Source organism: Caulobacter sp. Root1472, assembly GCF_001426985.1.
Taxonomy (GTDB): Bacteria; Pseudomonadota; Alphaproteobacteria; order Caulobacterales; family Caulobacteraceae; genus Caulobacter; species Caulobacter rhizosphaerae.
The window spans coordinates 15,306-30,083 of sequence record NZ_LMFX01000033.1 but is presented as its reverse complement, the minus strand read 5'-3'; the positions used below and the strand labels follow the sequence as shown (position 1 = coordinate 30,083).

Sequence of the window (14,778 nt, the reverse complement as noted above, 5' to 3'; positions counted from 1 at the left end):
GGAGGACGCCTCGCGCAGCCGCAAGGACAACGCACCGCAAAACCTCGCCCTGATCCGAAAGCTCGCCCTCAACACCCTGCGACAGCACCCCGACAAGGGTTCCATCAAGACCAAGATCAAGCGCGCCGGCTGGGATGAAACCTTCCTGCTCTCACTCCTGGGTCATATGCGATAGCCCTGCCTACGAGGGGGAGGATCAGTGCGGCCAGATGCTCCCCTTTTGGGGGAGCTGTCGCGGAGCGACTGAGGGGTTCTAGGCGCAGACAAGCAAAAAGCCCCGGCCGCTTCGAGCGACCGGGGCTTTTGTATTCTAACGCTCGGCCCGTGATCAGGCGTTGCCGACCACCACGCCCTCGGCCTGGGCCTTGCGCGCGGCGTAGACGCCGGCGAAGTCGATCGGGTCGATCAGGAAGGGCGGGAAACCGCCTTCGGTGGTGACGTCCGAGATCAGGCGGCGGGCGTAGGGGAACAGGAAGCGCGGGCACTCGATCAGCAGCACCGGCTCCAGCTGGTCTTCCGGCACGCCCGAGATGTGGAACAGGCCGCCGTACATCACCTCGACGTGGAACACCGGCTGCTCGTCGCGGGTGGCGCGGGCCGACAGCTTCAGGTCCACCTCGAACAGGCCGTCGGGACGGCCGCGGGCGTTCATCTCGACGCCCATGTCGATGGCCGGCGGCGCGCCGCCGGCGCGCAGGGAATCCGGGGCGTGCGGGCTCTCGAACGAGAAGTCGCGCACGAACTGGGCGATGATGCGGATGCCGGTTTCGCCGGGCGCGCCGTCTTCGGAAGTTGCGGGCGGAGCGGCGGTGGTGTCGGTCATGGGCGATAAATCCGTATTCGGCGTCGAAAGGGGCCGCTAGGAGAGAGCCGGGCTGCTAACACGGGGGCGGCTGGCGCGCAACGCCAGGCGCCTGACGCGCGAGCCCGTTATGGCCTATATAGGTCCGATGAAGCGCGTCGGCCGAATGAGCGGAAAATATCGTGTTTGAATGGATTATCCTGGCGGCCCTGGCCGCGGTCGTCCTCTACCAGCTCTACGCCACCCTTGGGCGTCGGGTTGGGCGTCAGCCCGAGGACGCGCCCGCGGTGGTTCCCGCCAGCGCGCCGCAGCGTGACCTGAAGGCCCCCGAAGCCCCGCCTGAAGCCCTGTCGGGCATCGCCGCCCTGCGGGCTCGCCAGACCGACTTCGACGTCGGCCATTTCCTCGGCGGCGCGCGCCAGGCCTATGAGATGATCGTCAAGGCGTTCGCCGCCGGCGACCGCGAGACGCTGCGGCCGCTGCTGTCGCCGGAGGTGATGGCCAATTTCGAGACCGCCATCGCCGCCCGTGAGGCCCAGAGCCGCACCGAGACCGCCGAATTCCTGGTCACCCCGCGCACCGATCTGGACTCGGTGACGGTCGAGGGCGACGTCGCCAAGGCGGTGGTCCGCATCCTGGCCGAGATCCGCACCCGCTCGACCAGCGCCGAGGGCGACGCGGTCGACGACCGCCGCACCGCTGATCTGTGGACCTTCCAGCGCGACCTGAAGAGCCGCAATCCGAACTGGACCCTGGTCCGCGTCGACGTCGCGGAGGCGTGATGCCGCGTCAGGGTTTCGTCGCCGCCTTCGCCCTGCTGGCGCTGGCGGCCTGTACGACCGCGCCGGTCCGGCCGGCGGGTCCCGTCACGCCGGGGACGACCCCGCCGCCGGTCACGCACACCGCCCCTTCGACGCCCGTGTCGTTCAACGACCTGGCCGGATGGGCGCAGGAAGACCACCTGGGCGCCCTGGACGCCTTCCGCCAAGGCTGCGGCGCGGCCAAGGATCCGGCCCTGGCCGAGGTCTGCCGCAAGGCCCGGGCCGAGCCGGCCTGGAACGACGACGACGCCCGTCGTTTCCTCGAAGCCAATTTCCGCCCTGAGGCCATCCCGGGGCAGGGCCTGCTGACCGCCTATTTCGCGCCGGAGTACGAGGCGCGGATGTCGCGCTCGGCCGAGTTCAGCGCCCCGCTGCGCGGCAAGCCGGCCGATCTCGTCACGCTGGACTTCGCCCAGTTCGATCCTGGCCTGGCGGGCAAGAAGGCGGCCGGCGAGATCGAGGGCGGCCAGGTGCTGCCCTATCGCGACCGGGCGGCCATCGAGGCCATGCCGGAGCCCCGGCCCCTGGCCTGGATGCGGCCGGAGGACCTGTTCTTCCTGCAGATCCAGGGCTCGGGCGTGCTGGTCCTGCCCGACGGCCGGCGGGTGCGCGCGGCGTTCGCCGCCCATAACGGCCGGCCGTTCGTCGGCATCGCCACGCCGATGCGCGACCGCGGCCTGCTGCCGGACAACAACACCTCCGGTGACGCCATCCGCGCCTGGCTTGCCGATCATCGCGGGCCCGAAGCCGACGCGATCATGCGGCTGAACCCGCGCTACGTGTTCTTCCAGACCCTGCCCGACGATGGCAAGCAGGCCGTGGGCGCGGCGGGCGTTCCGCTGCCGTCCGGCCGCGCGATCGCCGTGGATCCCGCCAGACACGCCATGGGTGAGCTGTTCTGGCTAGACGCCAGCGCGCCGAAGCTGGCGGGCGCCTTCCCGACCTATCGCCGCCTGGCGGTGGCCCTGGACGTCGGCGGCGCGATCAAGGGCGACGTGCGGGCCGACCTCTACACCGGCACGGGTCCGGCGGCCGGGGCGGAAGCCGGGCGCGTGCGCCACGACCTGCGCCTCTATCGCCTGGTTCCCCGGGGCTGAGACGGTGAAGCGCCCCCCGCGCCACGACGAGATGCGCCTGTGGGGCATGGTCACGGCCACGGTCAAGGCCAAGCCGACCCACAAGGCGGCGGGCTGGACGCCCAAGGCCCAGAAGTCTCTGGTCCAGCCGACCAGCCTGCAGCCGATGGCGCCGCTGCTGGTGGATCCCAAGACCATCACGCCGGCGGAGACCAGGCGGGCGCCCGGACCGCTGGAGGGCATCGAGCCCAATCGTCGTCGCAAGATCGCCCGTGAGTACGCGCCGCTCGACGCCCGCCTCGACCTGCACGGCCTGGACCAGGACCGGGCCCGGCCGGTGCTGGAGGCCTTCCTGCGCCGCGCCTGGGAGGACGGCCACCGCGCGGCCCTGGTGGTGACCGGCAAGGGCAAGCTGGGGGTCGGCGTCCTGCGGGCCCGCACGCCCGAATGGCTGGCCGACCCGGCCCTACGCGACATCGTGGCCGGCGTGTCGCCGGCCGACAAGCGGCACGGCGGCGACGGAGCGCTGTACGTGGCCCTGAAGCGGCGGCCTCCCAAGGTTTAACATCCGCTCATCCCGGCGAACGCCGGGATGAGCGGGGTTTTGAAGTTTCAAGCCTAGCTTCGCCGCGCCGTCGCCAGAATCTGGGCGTCAAGCTTCGCCGCGTTCCGGAGAGGCGAGATGGACATCGAGATCGGGGCCGAGGCCAAGGACAAAAGCTTCAACCGGCGGGTGGCGATCACCGTGGTCGCCCTGTCGATCTTCATGGGGCTGTGCGGGGTCAAGGACGGCAACATCGTCCAGGCCATGCAGCAGGCGCAGTCGGACGGCGTCGACGCCTGGAACGAGTACCAGGCCACCAAGACCAAGCTTCACATCGACGAGACGGCCGTGGACCAGGCCCGGCTGCTGGCCGTGTCGGGCGGCGAGACGACGCGGGCCGCCGTGAACCTCGAAACCGTTCGGCTGCAGGCCGAGATGGGCAAGTACAGGAGCGAGATTCCGGCGCTCAAGGCCAAGGCCGAGGGCTATGCGGGGCAGTATGACGCCCTGAACGTCCATGACGACCAGTTCGACGCCTCCGACGCCCTGATCTCCATCGCCGTGTCGATCGCAGCGGTGGCGGCGCTGGTCGAGATCCCGGCGGCGCTGTGGGCGTCCTGGGCGTTCGGCGCCCTGGGCGTGGTGATGGGCCTGGCGGGTTTCCTGGGCTGGAGCCTGCATTCGGCCTTGCTCGGCAAGCTGCTGGGCTAGCCCCTGGCGTGAGGCCTTTTCGGGGACAGGCGCATGCGCCTGTCCCCGGCTCAGGAACCGCCCCGCGACGCTTTCTCGGCGATGCCCGACGTGCCCTCGCGGGCCGCCAGCTTCTCGGCCACGGTGTCGAGCGACACGTCCGAGGCGGCCATCAGGACCAGCCAGTGGTACAGCAGGTCGGCGCTTTCGGACGCCAGGGCGTCCGGCCCCTGGGCCACGGCGGCGATCACCGTCTCGACGGCTTCCTCGCCCAGCTTCTTGGCGGCCAGGGCCGGGTCGTTCAGCAGCTTGGCGGTGTAGGAGGTCGCCGGGTCGCCGCCCTTGCGGGCCTCGATCGTCGCCGCCAGGCGCTCCAGGACGTCGAACAGCGTGCTCACGCGGCCCCCTTCAGGTCGTCCAGGCGCACGGGAATGCCGGCCTGCGCCATGGCCCGCTTGGCCTCGCCGACGCTGATCTCGCCGAAGTGGAAGATCGAGGCGGCCAGCACGGCGGCCGCGTGGCCGTCGCGCGCGGCTTCCACCAGGTGGTCGGTCTTGCCCGCCCCGCCCGAGGCGATCACCGGTACGGTCACCGCGCCGGTCACGGCCTGCAGCAGGGGGATGTCGTAGCCGATCTTGGCCCCGTCGCGGTCCATCGAGGTCAGCAGGATCTCGCCGGCCCCCCGCTCGACGACCTTGGCGGCCCAGTCGACCACGTCGATCCCGGTGTCCTTGCGGCCCCCATAGGTCCAGACGTTCCACCCCGAACCGTCCGCGCGGGCCTTGGCGTCGATGGCGACGACCACGCACTGCGCCCCGAAGGCGTCGGCGCCGGCCGCCACCAGGTCGGGGTTCTCGACAGCGGCGGTGTTGACCGACACCTTGTCGGCGCCGGCCAGCAGCAGGCGGCGCATGTCGCCGACCTGGCGCACGCCGCCGCCGACCGAGACCGGCATGAAGCAGACCTCGGCGGTGCGGGAGATCACGTCCAGGATCAGGCCGCGGCCCTCGCTGGAGGCGGTGATGTCCAGGAACATCAGCTCGTCGGCCCCGGCCGCGTCATAGGCGCGGGCCTGCTCGACCGGGTCGCCGGCGTCGCGCAGGGCCACGAAATTGACCCCTTTGACCACCCGGCCGTCCTTGACGTCCAGGCACGGAATGATCCGGGTCTTGAGCATCAGGCGGCCGCTATGGTCAGGGCTTCGGCCGGCTTGATCGTGCCGGCGTAGAGCGAGCGGCCCAGGATGGCGCCGGCGATCTCGACGCCCGGACGCGCCTTCAGCCGCTCGATGTCGGCCACCGAGGCCACGCCGCCCGAGGCGATGACCGGGATCGACACCGCGTCGGCCAGTTCGCCCACGCCCTCGACATTGACGCCGGTCAGCGCCCCGTCGCGGCTGATGTCGGTGACGATCAGGGCGGCCACGCCCACGTCCTCGAAGCGCTTGCCCAGGGTGATGGCGTCCAGGTCCGACAGGCCGGTCCAGCCATCGACCGCCACCTTGCCGTCGCGCACGTCGACGGCCACGGCGATCTGCTCGGGCCACAGGCGGGCGGCCTTGCGGACCAGGTCGGGGTCATGAACGGCGATGGTGCCCAGGATCACGCGGCTGACGCCGGCCTCGATCCAGGCCTCGACGCCTTCCAGGGTGCGGATGCCGCCGCCCAGCTGCACCGGGATCGAGATGGCTTCCAGGATCGACTGCACCGCGGCGGTGTTGACCGACTTGCCCTCGATGGCGCCGTTCAGGTCGACCACGTGCAGCCACGAGAAGCCGTCGCGCACGAAGCGCTCGGCCTGGTCGGCGGGGCTGGTGTTGAAGACCGTGGCCTTGTCCATGTCGCCGTGCAGCAGGCGCACGCACTGGCCGTCCTTCAGGTCGATGGCGGGATAGAGGATCATGGGCGCCATTCCAGGAAGTTGGCGAGCAGGGCGAGCCCCGCGGCTTGGGATTTTTCGGGGTGGAACTGTACGCCGGCCACGTTGCCCTTGGCCACAGCCGCCGTGAACGGACCGCCGTGGTCGGTGGTGGCCAGCACGTCGGCCGGGTCGGCCGGGGTCAGGGCGAAGGAATTGGCGTAATACATGTGGGCGCCGGCCTCGACGCCCTTGAACAGGGCGTGGTCGCGCGCGAAGGCGATCGCGTTCCAGCCCATGTGCGGAATGGTCAGGGCCGGATCGTTCGGCGCCAGCTTCTTCACCTGGCCGTGGATCCAGTCCAGGCCCGGCGTGACGCCGAACTCCAGGCCCTCGCTCGCCAGCAGCTGGTGGCCGACGCAGATGCCCAGGAACGGCGCGCCACGGCCGTGCACGGCCTCGTTCATGGCCTCGTAGACGCCCGAAGCGTCCAGGCCCGCGCGGCATGAGGCGAAGGCCCCCACGCCGGGCAGCACCACCCGATCGGCGGCGGCCACGATCGCGGGATCGGCCGTGACAACGATGTCAGCGTCGATGGCGTGGCGGCGGGCCGCCTCGCGCAGGGCCTTCTCGGCCGAGCGCAGGTTGCCCGACCCGTAATCGATCAGGGCGACGGTCTGCATGAAATCGGTTTCCTACAGCACGCCCTTGGTGGAAGGGGCATGGCCGCCGGTCTTGGGGTCGATCTCGACCGCCTGGCGCAGCGCCCGGGCCAGGGCCTTGAACCCGCTCTCGGCGACATGGTGGGTGTTGTCGCCGTAGAGGGTCTCCAGGTGCACGCACGCCCCGCAGTTCATGGCGAACGCGTGGTGGAACTCCTTGAACAGCTCGGTGTCCATCTCGCCGACCTTGGGCCGCTTGAAGTCGACCTTCCAGATCAGGTAGGGCCGGTTGGACAGGTCGATGGCGCAGCGCGTCAGGGTCTCGTCCATCGGGATATAGGCGTGGCCGAAGCGACGGATCCCCTTGAAGCCGTCCAGCGCCTTGTGGATCGCCTGGCCCAGCACGATGCCGGTGTCCTCGACCGTGTGGTGCATGTCGATGTGCAGGTCGCCCTTGGTCTCGACCTTCAGGTCGAAACCGCCGTGGCGCGCGAAGCTCTCCAGCATGTGGTCGTAGAACCCTATGCCGGTGGAGATCGTCGAGGCGCCGGTCCCGTCGAGATCGATCCAGACCCGGATCTGGGTCTCCTTCGTCTCGCGGACCACTTCAGCGGTGCGGGCCATGGTCGTCCGTTCTTGTCCTAGAGGCCGTTTCGGGCGGCCAGCTCGCGCAGGGAGACCTGCGGGCGCGGACCATAGTGGTCGATCACCTCGGCGGCGGCCAGGGAGCCCAGCTGGCCGCAGACCGGCAGCGGACGGCCCTGGGACAGGCCGTAGAGGAAACCTGCGGCGTATTGGTCGCCCGCGCCGGTCGTGTCCACGACTTTTTCCACCGGATAGGCCGAGATTTCGTGCAAGGCCGCGCCCGAGGCGACAATCGAACCCTTTTCGCCGCGAGTGACCGCGGCGATCTCGACCCGGCTGGCCAAGGCTTTGACCGCGGCGTCGAAGTCGGTGGTCTCGAACAGCGAGCAGATTTCGCTCTCGTTGGCGAAGACCACGTCGCACTGGGTCTCGATGAAGCCCAGCAGGGCGCCGCGGTGGCGATCGACCATGAAGCTGTCGCTCAGGGTCATCGAGATCTTGCGGCCCGCGCCGTGGCTGAGGGCGGCGGCCTTGGCGAAGGCGCGGCGGGCTTCGGGCGGGTCGAACAGATAGCCTTCCAGGTAGGAATACTGGGCCGCTTCGATCATCGCCGGATCGACGTCAGCCGGGGTCAGCTCGACGCAGGCGCCCAGATAGGTCGACATGGTGCGCTGGGCGTCGGCGGTGACGTTGATCAGGCTCTGGGCCGTGGCCGGGCCTTCCGCCAGCGGCGGGGTGGAGAAGTCGCAGCCGATGGCCTTCATGTCGTGGCGGAAAACGGCGCCCAACTGGTCGTCCGCGACCTTGCCGATGAAGGCGACCTTGCCGCCGAAGCTGGCGACGCCAGCGGCGGTGTTGGCGGCCGAACCGCCCGAGGCCTCGATGCCGGCGGCCATCACTTCGTACAGGCTGGCGGCGCGCGCCGGGTCGATCAGGGCCATCGCGCCCTTCACCAGGCCTTCCCGCTCCAGGAAGGCGTCGTCGCACTGGGCGATGACGTCGACGATGGCGTTGCCGATGGCGGCGACGTCGTAGAGAGCGGTCATGAAAGGCCTTATCCGAAAAGCGCGACGCGCGCGAAGTACCGGATCGGGGGCCGCAAGGCAACGCGGGCCTTGCTCCGCGGGGCGCGGCGTTCTACCGCCAGGGCATGACCCCAGCCCCGACCGACGTCCTGATCCTGACCCCCGCGCCGGATGAACCCCGCTTCGCCAACACCTGGTCGTCGATCTTCGAACGCCTGGCGGCGCCGTTGCGGGCTCGCGGGCTGACCGTCGAGGCCGCCAGCTGGGTCGACGTCGACACGTCTGGCGCCCGCGTGGTGTTGCCGTTGCTCACCTGGGGCTACCACCTGCGGACTGACGGGTGGTTCGCGCGGCTCGACGCCCTGGAGGCGGCCGGCGCCCGGCTGGTCAATCCCGCCGCGGTGCTGCGCTGGAACACGACCAAGACCTATCTGGCCGACCTGGCGTCCAAGGGGGCGCCGGTGGTGCCGACCCACGCGGTCGAGCGGCTGACGATGGCGGCGCTGGACCACGCCCGCGACGTGTTCGGCGTCGACGTGCTGGTCACCAAGCCGCAGATCTCCGGCGGCTCGCAGGACACGGTCAAGCTGCGCCACGCCGACGGCCTGCTCGGCTGCACCACGGGCCCGGCCCTGATCCAGCCCTTCCTGCCGGCCGTGGGCGAGGAGGGCGAGCTGTCGCTGTTCTATTTCGACGGCCGGTTCAGCCACGCGGTGGCTAAGGTGGCCGTGGCCGGCGATTTCCGCGTCCAGCCCCAGTTCGGCGGCCAGGTCAGCGGCGTCGCGCCCGAGCCCGAGGCTCTGCGCGCGGCCGAGATGGTGCTGAAGGCGGCCGGGGCGCCCCTGACCTACGCCCGCGTCGATCTGATCCGTGGCCTGGACGGGACGCCGCAGCTGATGGAGCTGGAGGTCATCGAGCCGGACCTGTTCCTGGAGCACGCCCACGACGACGGCGCGGCGTTCGCTGCGGCGGTGGAGCGGGCGCTCTGAGTTAAGGTCCTCCCCCTGTGGGGGAGGTGTCGGCGTAGCCGACGGAGGGGGGATTGATCGGCAGGTCGCCAGATCCTGGATCGGCGACCCTAAGACTCCCCCACCGATCGCTTCGCGATCGCCTCCCCCACAGGGGGAGGGTTTAAGCCCCGACAAACAGCTCCCGCGACGGACACAGGTCCGCGATCCGGCAGATCTCGCACTTGGGCCGCCGCGCCACGCAGACATAGCGCCCGTGCAGGATCAGCCAGTGGTGCGCGCGGGTCTTGTAGCGGTCGGGCACGATCCGCATCAGGTCGTCCTCGACCGCGTCCGGCGTCTTGCCGGCCGACAGCTTCAGACGGTGCGAGACGCGGAACACGTGGGTGTCGACCGCGATGGCAGGCTCGATATCCAGCTCGTTCAGGACCACGCTGGCGGTCTTGCGACCCACGCCGGGCAGGCTTTCCAGCGCCGCACGATTCAGCGGCACCTCGCCGCCATGGCGCTCGACCAGGATCCTGGCCGCGGCGATCACGTTCTTCGCCTTGGTCCGGTAGAGGCCGATCGAGGCGATGTATGGGATCAGCCCCTCTTCCCCCAGTTCCAGCATCTTGGCGGCGCTGTCGGCGACCTGGAACAGGGGTCCCGTGGCCTTGTTGACCTGAACGTCGGTCGCCTGGGCCGACAGGGCCACCGCCGTCACCAGGGTGTAGGGGTTGGAATAGTGGAGCTCGGTCTTGGGATGGTCCTCCAGGCTCTCGAACCGCGAGAACAGCACCTCGATCCGCTCGCGCTCGGCCGGCGAGACCCGCTTGGCGGCGGGACGCTTCTTGGCGAGGGGATTGGAGGGCTTGCGCGCGGGGAGGGCCATGGGCGGCGACCATGCCGTGATGCGCCAGGTTCGCCAAGCCGGGCCTCGCCAGAGCGCTCCGCCGGGCCTAAATCAGAGTATGGCCCTGCCGCTGTACATGGACGCCGTGATCAAGCCGAACCGCTCGATGAGCCGACGCGGCCTGCATGTCGTTCTGGGGGTGATGATCGCCTTCAACCTGATGGTCGCGGTGTTCCTGTTGGTGCTGGGCGCCCCGCCGGTCCTGCCGTTCCTGGGGCTGGACGTCCTGGCGGTATGGCTGGCCCTACGCGCCAGCTTCCGGGCCGCCGAACGGGCCGAACGGATCCGGGTCACGGCCGAGGCGGTGACGGTCAGCCGCGAGGACGAGAAGGGCGCGCGGGTGATCTGGAGCTCGCCGACCGCCTTCACCCGGGTGGGCGTCGACCAGCCCGGCGAGCACGAGACCCGGGTGCGGCTGATGATGTCGCGCAAACGCCTGACCCTGGGCCGGGCGCTCAGCCCGCCCGAGCGGGTGGATTTCGCCCGGGCGCTGGAGCGGGCGATCCTGAAGGCGCGGTCCGAACGGCACGCGTGAGGGGCCGAAAACCTCGTCCTTCGACAGGCTCAGGATGAGGCTTTCTACTGAACGGGTCTATCCGCCGTCCTCATCTTGAGCTTGTCGAAGGACGAGGACGGTATCTCGGCGGAAGGCGCAAGAACCGGGCGGACGAACGCCGGTCGCAGCATTATCTTCCTCTCCATGGCTCTGGACATCTCCCCTTCGCAAGCCTTCGCCCACCTGACCGAGCGGTCGGCCGATTACGACCGCATGGCCAAGGCCCTGGCCTGGCTGGCCGACCGCTGGCAGGAGCGGCCGTCGCTGGACGAGGCCGCCCAGGCCGTCGGCCTGTCGCCGTTCCACTTCCAGCGGGTGTTCAGCCGCTGGGCCGGCGTCAGCCCCAAGACCTTCGTCGCCGCCATCGCCCATGCCGAGGCCCGCAAGTCGCTGGAGGAAGGGGCCAGCGTGCTCGACGCGGCCTATGACGCCGGCCTGTCGGGGCCCTCGCGCCTGCACGACCTGTTCATCGCCCAGGAGGCGGTCACGCCCGGCGACGTGCGCCGGCGGGGGGAGGGGATCAGCCTGACCTGGGGCTGGGCCCCCACGCCCTACGGCAAGGGCCTGTTCGTCATGGCCCCGCGCGGCCTGGCGGGCCTGGCCTTCTCCGATGGCGACGACGAGGCGACGTTCGACGACATGCACCGGCGCTTCCCCGCGGCCGACTGGCGCCGCGACGACGAGGCGGCGATCCGCACGGCCCTCCACGCCTTCGCCGGCGGCGAGCAACCCCTGCCGGTGGTGCTGATCGGCTCGCCGTTCAACGTCCAGGTCTGGAAGGCCCTGCTGCGCATCCCGCCGGGCCGGACCAGCACCTACGGCGAGATCGCCGCCTGGGCCGGCAGCCCGCGCGCCTACCAGGCCACCGGCGGGGCGATCGGGGCCAATCCGATCTCGCTGCTGATCCCTTGCCACCGGGCCATCGCCCGGGACGGCCGGCTGACGGGCTACCACTGGGGCCTGGGCCGCAAAGCGGCGATGCTGGGCATGGAAGCGGTGCAGGCCGGCGCCCGGCTTCCGGCCAGCGATTTCAGCGCCTAGTCTTGGACTGCGGCCGGTCTGGTCGTCGTCTAGGGGAACAAGGCCATGACCGCCTCGATCAAGGCTTCGGCCAAGGCCTATGAGGCGTGGCTGGCCGCGGCGCTGGGCGGCGAGTTGGTCGAGGCCGACCTGGCCGAGAAGCACGACAGGATGCGGGACGGCCCTTTCCCCTTCCTGCGAGCGACCTACTGGCGCTGGGCCGAGACGGTCCTGGAGGTCTGTCCGGGCCTGGCCTCGGCGTCGAAGGTCCTGGCGATCGGCGACACCCATGTCGAGAACTTCGGCTGCTGGCGCGACGCCGAGGGGCGGCTGGTCTGGGGCGCCAACGACTTCGACGACGCGGCGGTCATGCCCTATCCACTGGACCTGGTGCGCCTGGCCGCCAGCGCCCTGCTGGCCCGCCAGGACGAGGTGGTCGGGGCGCGGGAGATCTGCGAGGCGATCCTCGAGGGCTACGCCGCCGGCCTGGCCGCGCCGCAGCCGTTCGTCCTGGAGCGCGACCACAAGGGGCTGCGCAAGGCGGTGGTGCTGCCCGAGCCCGACCGCGTCGCCTATTGGGCCAAGTTCGCCGCGCCGCCGTCGCGGCCGATCCCGCCGCGCTATCGCGCCGCCCTGGCCGCGGCACTGCCGGACCCCGCCGCCGCCTTCGAGACCTTCCCCCGCACGGCGGGGGTCGGCAGCCTGGGCCGGCCGCGGTTCGTGGCCCGGACCGAGTGGCGGGGCGGTCCGGTGTTGCGCGAGGTCAAGGCGGTGGTCGTCTCGGCCTGGGCGCTGCGGCACGGCGGCGACCCGTCGATCCGGGCGGGCGAGATCGCCCAGGGCCGGTTCCGGGCCGTCGATCCGCATTACCGGGTCGCCGACGGCGTGGTGGTGCGCCGCCTGTCGCCTAACAGCCGCAAGATCGAGGCCAAGGACTCGATCGACGGCCTGCTGTCGCGGGACATGCTGGCCGCCATGGGCCGGGAGATCGCCGCGTGCCATGCCGGCGACCTGGACCGGGTCGCCGCGCTCCAGGCTCATTTCGCCAGCCAGCCGGCCGACTGGCTGCGCGACCACGCCAAAACGGCCGCGCGCCAGGTCGAGGCGGACCAGAAGGCCTTCGGCTAGAGAATGAACCGGCTCAGGTCCGCGTCGGCCGCTAGCGCGCCGATGCGGCTTTTCACGTAGTCGGCGTCGACCGTCACGGTCTCGCCGGAACGGTCGGCGGCGGTGAAGCTGATCTCCTCGACCACCTTTTCCAGGATGGTCTGCAGGCGGCGGGCGCCGATGTTCTCGACCGAGGCGTTGACCGCCACGGCCGCGTCGGCGACGGCGTCGATGGCCTCTTCGCTGAACACCAGGGTGACGCCCTCGGTCAGCAGCAGGGCCTGGTGCTGGCGGATCAGGTTGGCTTCCGGCTCGGTGAGGATGCGGCGCAGGTCGTCGCGGCTCAGGCCCTTCAGCTCCACGCGGATCGGCAGGCGGCCCTGCAGCTCGGGCAGCAGGTCGGACGGCTTGGCCACGTGGAAGGCGCCCGAGGCGATGAACAGGATATGGTCGGTCTTGACCGGACCGTACTTGGTCGAGACCGTGGTGCCCTCGATCAGCGGCAGCAGGTCGCGCTGCACGCCTTCGCGCGAGACGTCAGCGCCGCCGCGCTGGCTGGAGGACGCGACCTTGTCGATCTCGTCCAGGAAGACGATGCCATGGTTCTCGGCCAGCTCCAGGGCCTCCTGGGTCAGGGCCTCCTGGTCCAGCAGCTTGTCGCTCTCTTCGGCGATCAGCGGGGCCCAGGCGCCGACCACGGTGGTCTTGTGGGTCTTGGTGCGGCCGCCGCCGAACGACTTCATCATCTCCGACAGGTTCAGCACCGAGGCGCCCGGCTGGCCGGGGATCTCGAACATGCCGCCGCCGCCGGTGTCGGCCAGTTGCAGCTCGACCTCCTTGTCGTCCAGCTCGCCGGCCCGCAGCTTCTTGCGGAAGCTGTCGCGGGCCGCGGTCGAACCGGGGCCGGTCAGGGCGTCGAGGATCCGCTCCTCGGCGGCCGCCTCGGCCTTGGCCTTGACCCCGGCGCGGCGCTTGTCGCGAACCATGGCCAGGGCGCTCTCCACCAGGTCGCGGACGATCTGGTCGACGTCGCGGCCGACATAGCCGACCTCGGTGAACTTGGTGGCCTCCACTTTCAAGAACGGCGCCTGGGCCAGCTTGGCCAGGCGGCGGGCGATTTCGGTCTTGCCGACGCCCGTGGGGCCGATCAGCAGGATGTTCTTGGGGGTGACCTCGTCGCGGAGGTCAGCCGGCACGCGGCGGCGGCGCCAGCGGTTGCGCAGGGCCACGGCGACGGCCTTCTTCGCGTCGGTATGGCCGACGATGTAGCGGTCCAGTTCGGAGACGATTTCGCGGGGGGAGAATTCGGTCATGTGTCCGTGTTCAAGGTCTCGAAGATCAGACGCCACCCTTCGGCGCGCCTTTGCCAGACATGCATATAGTGCGCGTGCCGGATGATTTCCTGGTGATCGACCCAGCCGGCCTCGCCATGGGTCCAGACCAGGTCGCCGGCCGCCGAAGCGCCGCCGCCGCGCAGGGTCAGGATCATGCGCTCCGGCCGGGCGTCGATGCGCTCGGCCAGGGCGTCGGGGGTCAGGCCTGCGGTTCCTTCTGGGCCTAGCAGCCAGGCGTCGGCGGGCAGGGCCGTGCGATAGGCGGTGGGCGCGTTGTTTTCAGCGGCCTTGGCCAGAGCGGTTTCGGCAAGACGGGCGGCGTCGAAACCGGCCGCCGGGGATTTCGCGCCGGTCCTGGCGATCGGGCCATGGATGGCCGGTGTGTCCTGGCCCGGTGCTTTGGCCCCGTCGGCCTCGGCCCCGCCGTCATAGATCCACTTCCACCGGCCGTCGGCGGCCTTGCGCCAGATCGTGGCGTAGTAGCCGCCGCGCTGGCCGTTGACCGCCGCCGGACCCACCGACAGGCCCAGGTCCCCGGAGCGGGCGATCACCACCTTCTGCGGCCACCATTCCAGGCGGACGGCCTTGCTGGACGGCCGACCTTCGTACAGCGCCTTGGCGTTGACCGGTCCCGGCCGGAAGACGATGGCGTCGTCGGCCATGTGCTTGAGGAACGAGTCCCGGACGCCCAGGGCCAGGCCGTCGGCCGCGAAGGCGCGCTCGGCCCTTTCGATTTCGGCGGGCGATGGCGTCGCCGCCCAGGCTGGCGCGGCGGCCAGCAGGGCGCAGGCGATCAGAGCGGTCTTGAGCATGGTGAAGCCTCCCGCGCCGGAGCT

Annotated in this window: 18 protein-coding genes and 1 pseudogene; 9 read left to right on the top strand and 10 right to left on the bottom strand. The window is 70.6% G+C overall.

Annotated features, from left to right (window positions below):
* Positions 1-175, top strand: a pseudogene (locus tag ASD47_RS27065) (ISAs1 family transposase); the annotation flags it as partial.
* 153 nt (positions 176-328) lie between these two features.
* Here the strand turns inward: ASD47_RS27065 and secB are convergent.
* Positions 329-823, bottom strand: a complete 495-nt coding sequence (gene secB / locus ASD47_RS18980) for a protein-export chaperone SecB (protein WP_056759885.1) — start codon at positions 821-823, stop codon at positions 329-331.
* Positions 824-984: 161 nt separating this feature from the next.
* Between secB and timA the strand changes: the two genes are divergently transcribed.
* The 4 genes from timA (at position 985) to ASD47_RS18960 (ending at position 3,954) form a co-directional block, all read left to right on the top strand.
* Positions 985-1,584, top strand: a complete 600-nt coding sequence (gene timA / locus ASD47_RS18975) for a TIM44-related membrane protein TimA (RefSeq protein ID WP_056759882.1) — start codon at positions 985-987, stop codon at positions 1,582-1,584.
* Complete coding sequence (locus ASD47_RS18970) at positions 1,584-2,720, top strand: murein transglycosylase A (protein WP_056759881.1); 1,137 nt, start codon at positions 1,584-1,586, stop codon at positions 2,718-2,720. The genes timA and ASD47_RS18970 overlap by 1 nt, the downstream gene beginning before the upstream one ends.
* 4 nt (positions 2,721-2,724) lie before the next feature.
* The gene (locus ASD47_RS18965) at positions 2,725-3,264 is read left to right on the top strand and encodes a Smr/MutS family protein (protein ID WP_082564696.1); all 540 of its coding nucleotides are present in this window, start codon (positions 2,725-2,727) and stop codon (positions 3,262-3,264) included.
* A 117-nt stretch (positions 3,265-3,381) separates the two neighbouring features.
* Positions 3,382-3,954 carry a DUF4337 domain-containing protein gene (locus tag ASD47_RS18960; protein WP_056759877.1) on the top strand — a complete coding sequence of 191 codons (573 nt, stop codon included), beginning with the start codon at positions 3,382-3,384 and terminating at the stop codon, positions 3,952-3,954.
* 50 nt (positions 3,955-4,004) lie between these two features.
* Here ASD47_RS18960 and ASD47_RS18955 read toward each other — a convergent pair whose 3' ends face one another.
* Genes ASD47_RS18955 through ASD47_RS18930 form a run of 6 tightly spaced genes read right to left on the bottom strand, consistent with a single transcriptional unit; the run spans position 4,005 to position 8,083 of the window.
* Entirely contained in the window at positions 4,005-4,331 is a 327-nt protein-coding gene (locus ASD47_RS18955) for a phosphoribosyl-ATP diphosphatase (protein WP_056759874.1), read from the bottom strand.
* Positions 4,328-5,110, bottom strand: a complete 783-nt coding sequence (gene hisF, locus ASD47_RS18950) for an imidazole glycerol phosphate synthase subunit HisF (RefSeq protein ID WP_082564695.1) — start codon at positions 5,108-5,110, stop codon at positions 4,328-4,330. Before hisF ends, ASD47_RS18955 begins: the two co-directional genes overlap by 4 nt.
* Complete coding sequence (gene hisA / locus ASD47_RS18945; RefSeq protein WP_162251679.1) at positions 5,110-5,844, bottom strand: 1-(5-phosphoribosyl)-5-[(5-phosphoribosylamino)methylideneamino]imidazole-4-carboxamide isomerase; 735 nt, start codon at positions 5,842-5,844, stop codon at positions 5,110-5,112. The genes hisF and hisA overlap by 1 nt, the downstream gene beginning before the upstream one ends.
* Complete coding sequence (hisH, locus tag ASD47_RS18940) at positions 5,832-6,473, bottom strand: imidazole glycerol phosphate synthase subunit HisH (protein ID WP_056759870.1); 642 nt, start codon at positions 6,471-6,473, stop codon at positions 5,832-5,834. The genes hisA and hisH overlap by 13 nt, the downstream gene beginning before the upstream one ends.
* A gap of 12 nt (positions 6,474-6,485) precedes the next feature.
* On the bottom strand, positions 6,486-7,076 hold the full coding sequence (gene hisB, locus ASD47_RS18935) for an imidazoleglycerol-phosphate dehydratase HisB (protein ID WP_019848747.1): 591 nt from the start codon (positions 7,074-7,076) through the stop codon (positions 6,486-6,488).
* 17 nt (positions 7,077-7,093) lie between these two features.
* The gene (locus ASD47_RS18930; RefSeq protein WP_056759867.1) at positions 7,094-8,083 is read right to left on the bottom strand and encodes an adenosine kinase; all 990 of its coding nucleotides are present in this window, start codon (positions 8,081-8,083) and stop codon (positions 7,094-7,096) included.
* 104 nt (positions 8,084-8,187) lie between these two features.
* Here ASD47_RS18930 and ASD47_RS18925 point away from each other — a divergent pair, with 104 nt between their 5' ends.
* Positions 8,188-9,051, top strand: coding sequence for a RimK family alpha-L-glutamate ligase (locus ASD47_RS18925; protein ID WP_056759865.1), 864 nt, complete (start codon positions 8,188-8,190; stop codon positions 9,049-9,051).
* Positions 9,052-9,193: 142 nt separating this feature from the next.
* Here ASD47_RS18925 and nth read toward each other — a convergent pair whose 3' ends face one another.
* Positions 9,194-9,904 carry an endonuclease III gene (gene nth, locus ASD47_RS18920; protein WP_056759863.1) on the bottom strand — a complete coding sequence of 237 codons (711 nt, stop codon included), beginning with the start codon at positions 9,902-9,904 and terminating at the stop codon, positions 9,194-9,196.
* A 79-nt stretch (positions 9,905-9,983) separates the two neighbouring features.
* On the opposite strand from nth, the gene ASD47_RS18915 reads away from it, so the two are divergent.
* The 3 genes from ASD47_RS18915 (at position 9,984) to ASD47_RS18905 (ending at position 12,629) form a co-directional block, all read left to right on the top strand.
* Positions 9,984-10,460, top strand: coding sequence for a DUF2244 domain-containing protein (locus ASD47_RS18915; protein ID WP_056759889.1), 477 nt, complete (start codon positions 9,984-9,986; stop codon positions 10,458-10,460).
* Between the two features lie 165 nt (positions 10,461-10,625).
* The gene (locus tag ASD47_RS18910; RefSeq protein WP_056759862.1) at positions 10,626-11,522 is read left to right on the top strand and encodes a methylated-DNA--[protein]-cysteine S-methyltransferase; all 897 of its coding nucleotides are present in this window, start codon (positions 10,626-10,628) and stop codon (positions 11,520-11,522) included.
* Positions 11,523-11,567: 45 nt separating this feature from the next.
* Positions 11,568-12,629 carry a DUF2252 family protein gene (locus ASD47_RS18905; protein WP_056759860.1) on the top strand — a complete coding sequence of 354 codons (1,062 nt, stop codon included), beginning with the start codon at positions 11,568-11,570 and terminating at the stop codon, positions 12,627-12,629.
* Here the strand turns inward: ASD47_RS18905 and hslU are convergent.
* Both hslU and ASD47_RS18895 read right to left on the bottom strand, forming a co-directional pair.
* A complete protein-coding gene (gene hslU, locus ASD47_RS18900) occupies positions 12,626-13,921 on the bottom strand; it encodes an ATP-dependent protease ATPase subunit HslU (RefSeq protein ID WP_056759858.1) in 1,296 nt (431 codons plus the stop codon). The two genes, ASD47_RS18905 and hslU, sit on opposite strands and share 4 nt — an antisense overlap.
* Positions 13,918-14,754 carry a nuclear transport factor 2 family protein gene (locus ASD47_RS18895; protein ID WP_056759854.1) on the bottom strand — a complete coding sequence of 279 codons (837 nt, stop codon included), beginning with the start codon at positions 14,752-14,754 and terminating at the stop codon, positions 13,918-13,920. The genes hslU and ASD47_RS18895 overlap by 4 nt, the downstream gene beginning before the upstream one ends.
* Between the last annotated feature and the right edge of the window lie 24 nt (positions 14,755-14,778).

What these genes read in the sequence shown, in the direction of transcription:
- ASD47_RS18910 (WP_056759862.1), top strand. Translation starts at nt 10,626, where the DNA reads ATGGCTCTGGACATCTCCCCTTCGCAAGCCTTCGCCCACCTGACCGAG.
- hslU (WP_056759858.1), bottom strand. Translation starts at nt 13,921, where the DNA reads ATGACCGAATTCTCCCCCCGCGAAATCGTCTCCGAACTGGACCGCTAC.
- ASD47_RS18930 (WP_056759867.1), bottom strand. Translation starts at nt 8,083, where the DNA reads ATGACCGCTCTCTACGACGTCGCCGCCATCGGCAACGCCATCGTCGAC.
- hisH (WP_056759870.1), bottom strand. Translation starts at nt 6,473, where the DNA reads ATGCAGACCGTCGCCCTGATCGATTACGGGTCGGGCAACCTGCGCTCG.
- nth (WP_056759863.1), bottom strand. Translation starts at nt 9,904, where the DNA reads ATGGCCCTCCCCGCGCGCAAGCCCTCCAATCCCCTCGCCAAGAAGCGT.
- hisB (WP_019848747.1), bottom strand. Translation starts at nt 7,076, where the DNA reads ATGGCCCGCACCGCTGAAGTGGTCCGCGAGACGAAGGAGACCCAGATC.
- ASD47_RS18960 (WP_056759877.1), top strand. Translation starts at nt 3,382, where the DNA reads ATGGACATCGAGATCGGGGCCGAGGCCAAGGACAAAAGCTTCAACCGG.
- ASD47_RS18895 (WP_056759854.1), bottom strand. Translation starts at nt 14,754, where the DNA reads ATGCTCAAGACCGCTCTGATCGCCTGCGCCCTGCTGGCCGCCGCGCCA.
- ASD47_RS18925 (WP_056759865.1), top strand. Translation starts at nt 8,188, where the DNA reads ATGACCCCAGCCCCGACCGACGTCCTGATCCTGACCCCCGCGCCGGAT.
- hisA (WP_162251679.1), bottom strand. Translation starts at nt 5,844, where the DNA reads ATGGCGCCCATGATCCTCTATCCCGCCATCGACCTGAAGGACGGCCAG.
- secB (WP_056759885.1), bottom strand. Translation starts at nt 823, where the DNA reads ATGACCGACACCACCGCCGCTCCGCCCGCAACTTCCGAAGACGGCGCG.
- ASD47_RS18970 (WP_056759881.1), top strand. Translation starts at nt 1,584, where the DNA reads ATGCCGCGTCAGGGTTTCGTCGCCGCCTTCGCCCTGCTGGCGCTGGCG.
- hisF (WP_082564695.1), bottom strand. Translation starts at nt 5,110, where the DNA reads ATGCTCAAGACCCGGATCATTCCGTGCCTGGACGTCAAGGACGGCCGG.
- ASD47_RS18915 (WP_056759889.1), top strand. Translation starts at nt 9,984, where the DNA reads ATGGCCCTGCCGCTGTACATGGACGCCGTGATCAAGCCGAACCGCTCG.
- ASD47_RS18905 (WP_056759860.1), top strand. Translation starts at nt 11,568, where the DNA reads ATGACCGCCTCGATCAAGGCTTCGGCCAAGGCCTATGAGGCGTGGCTG.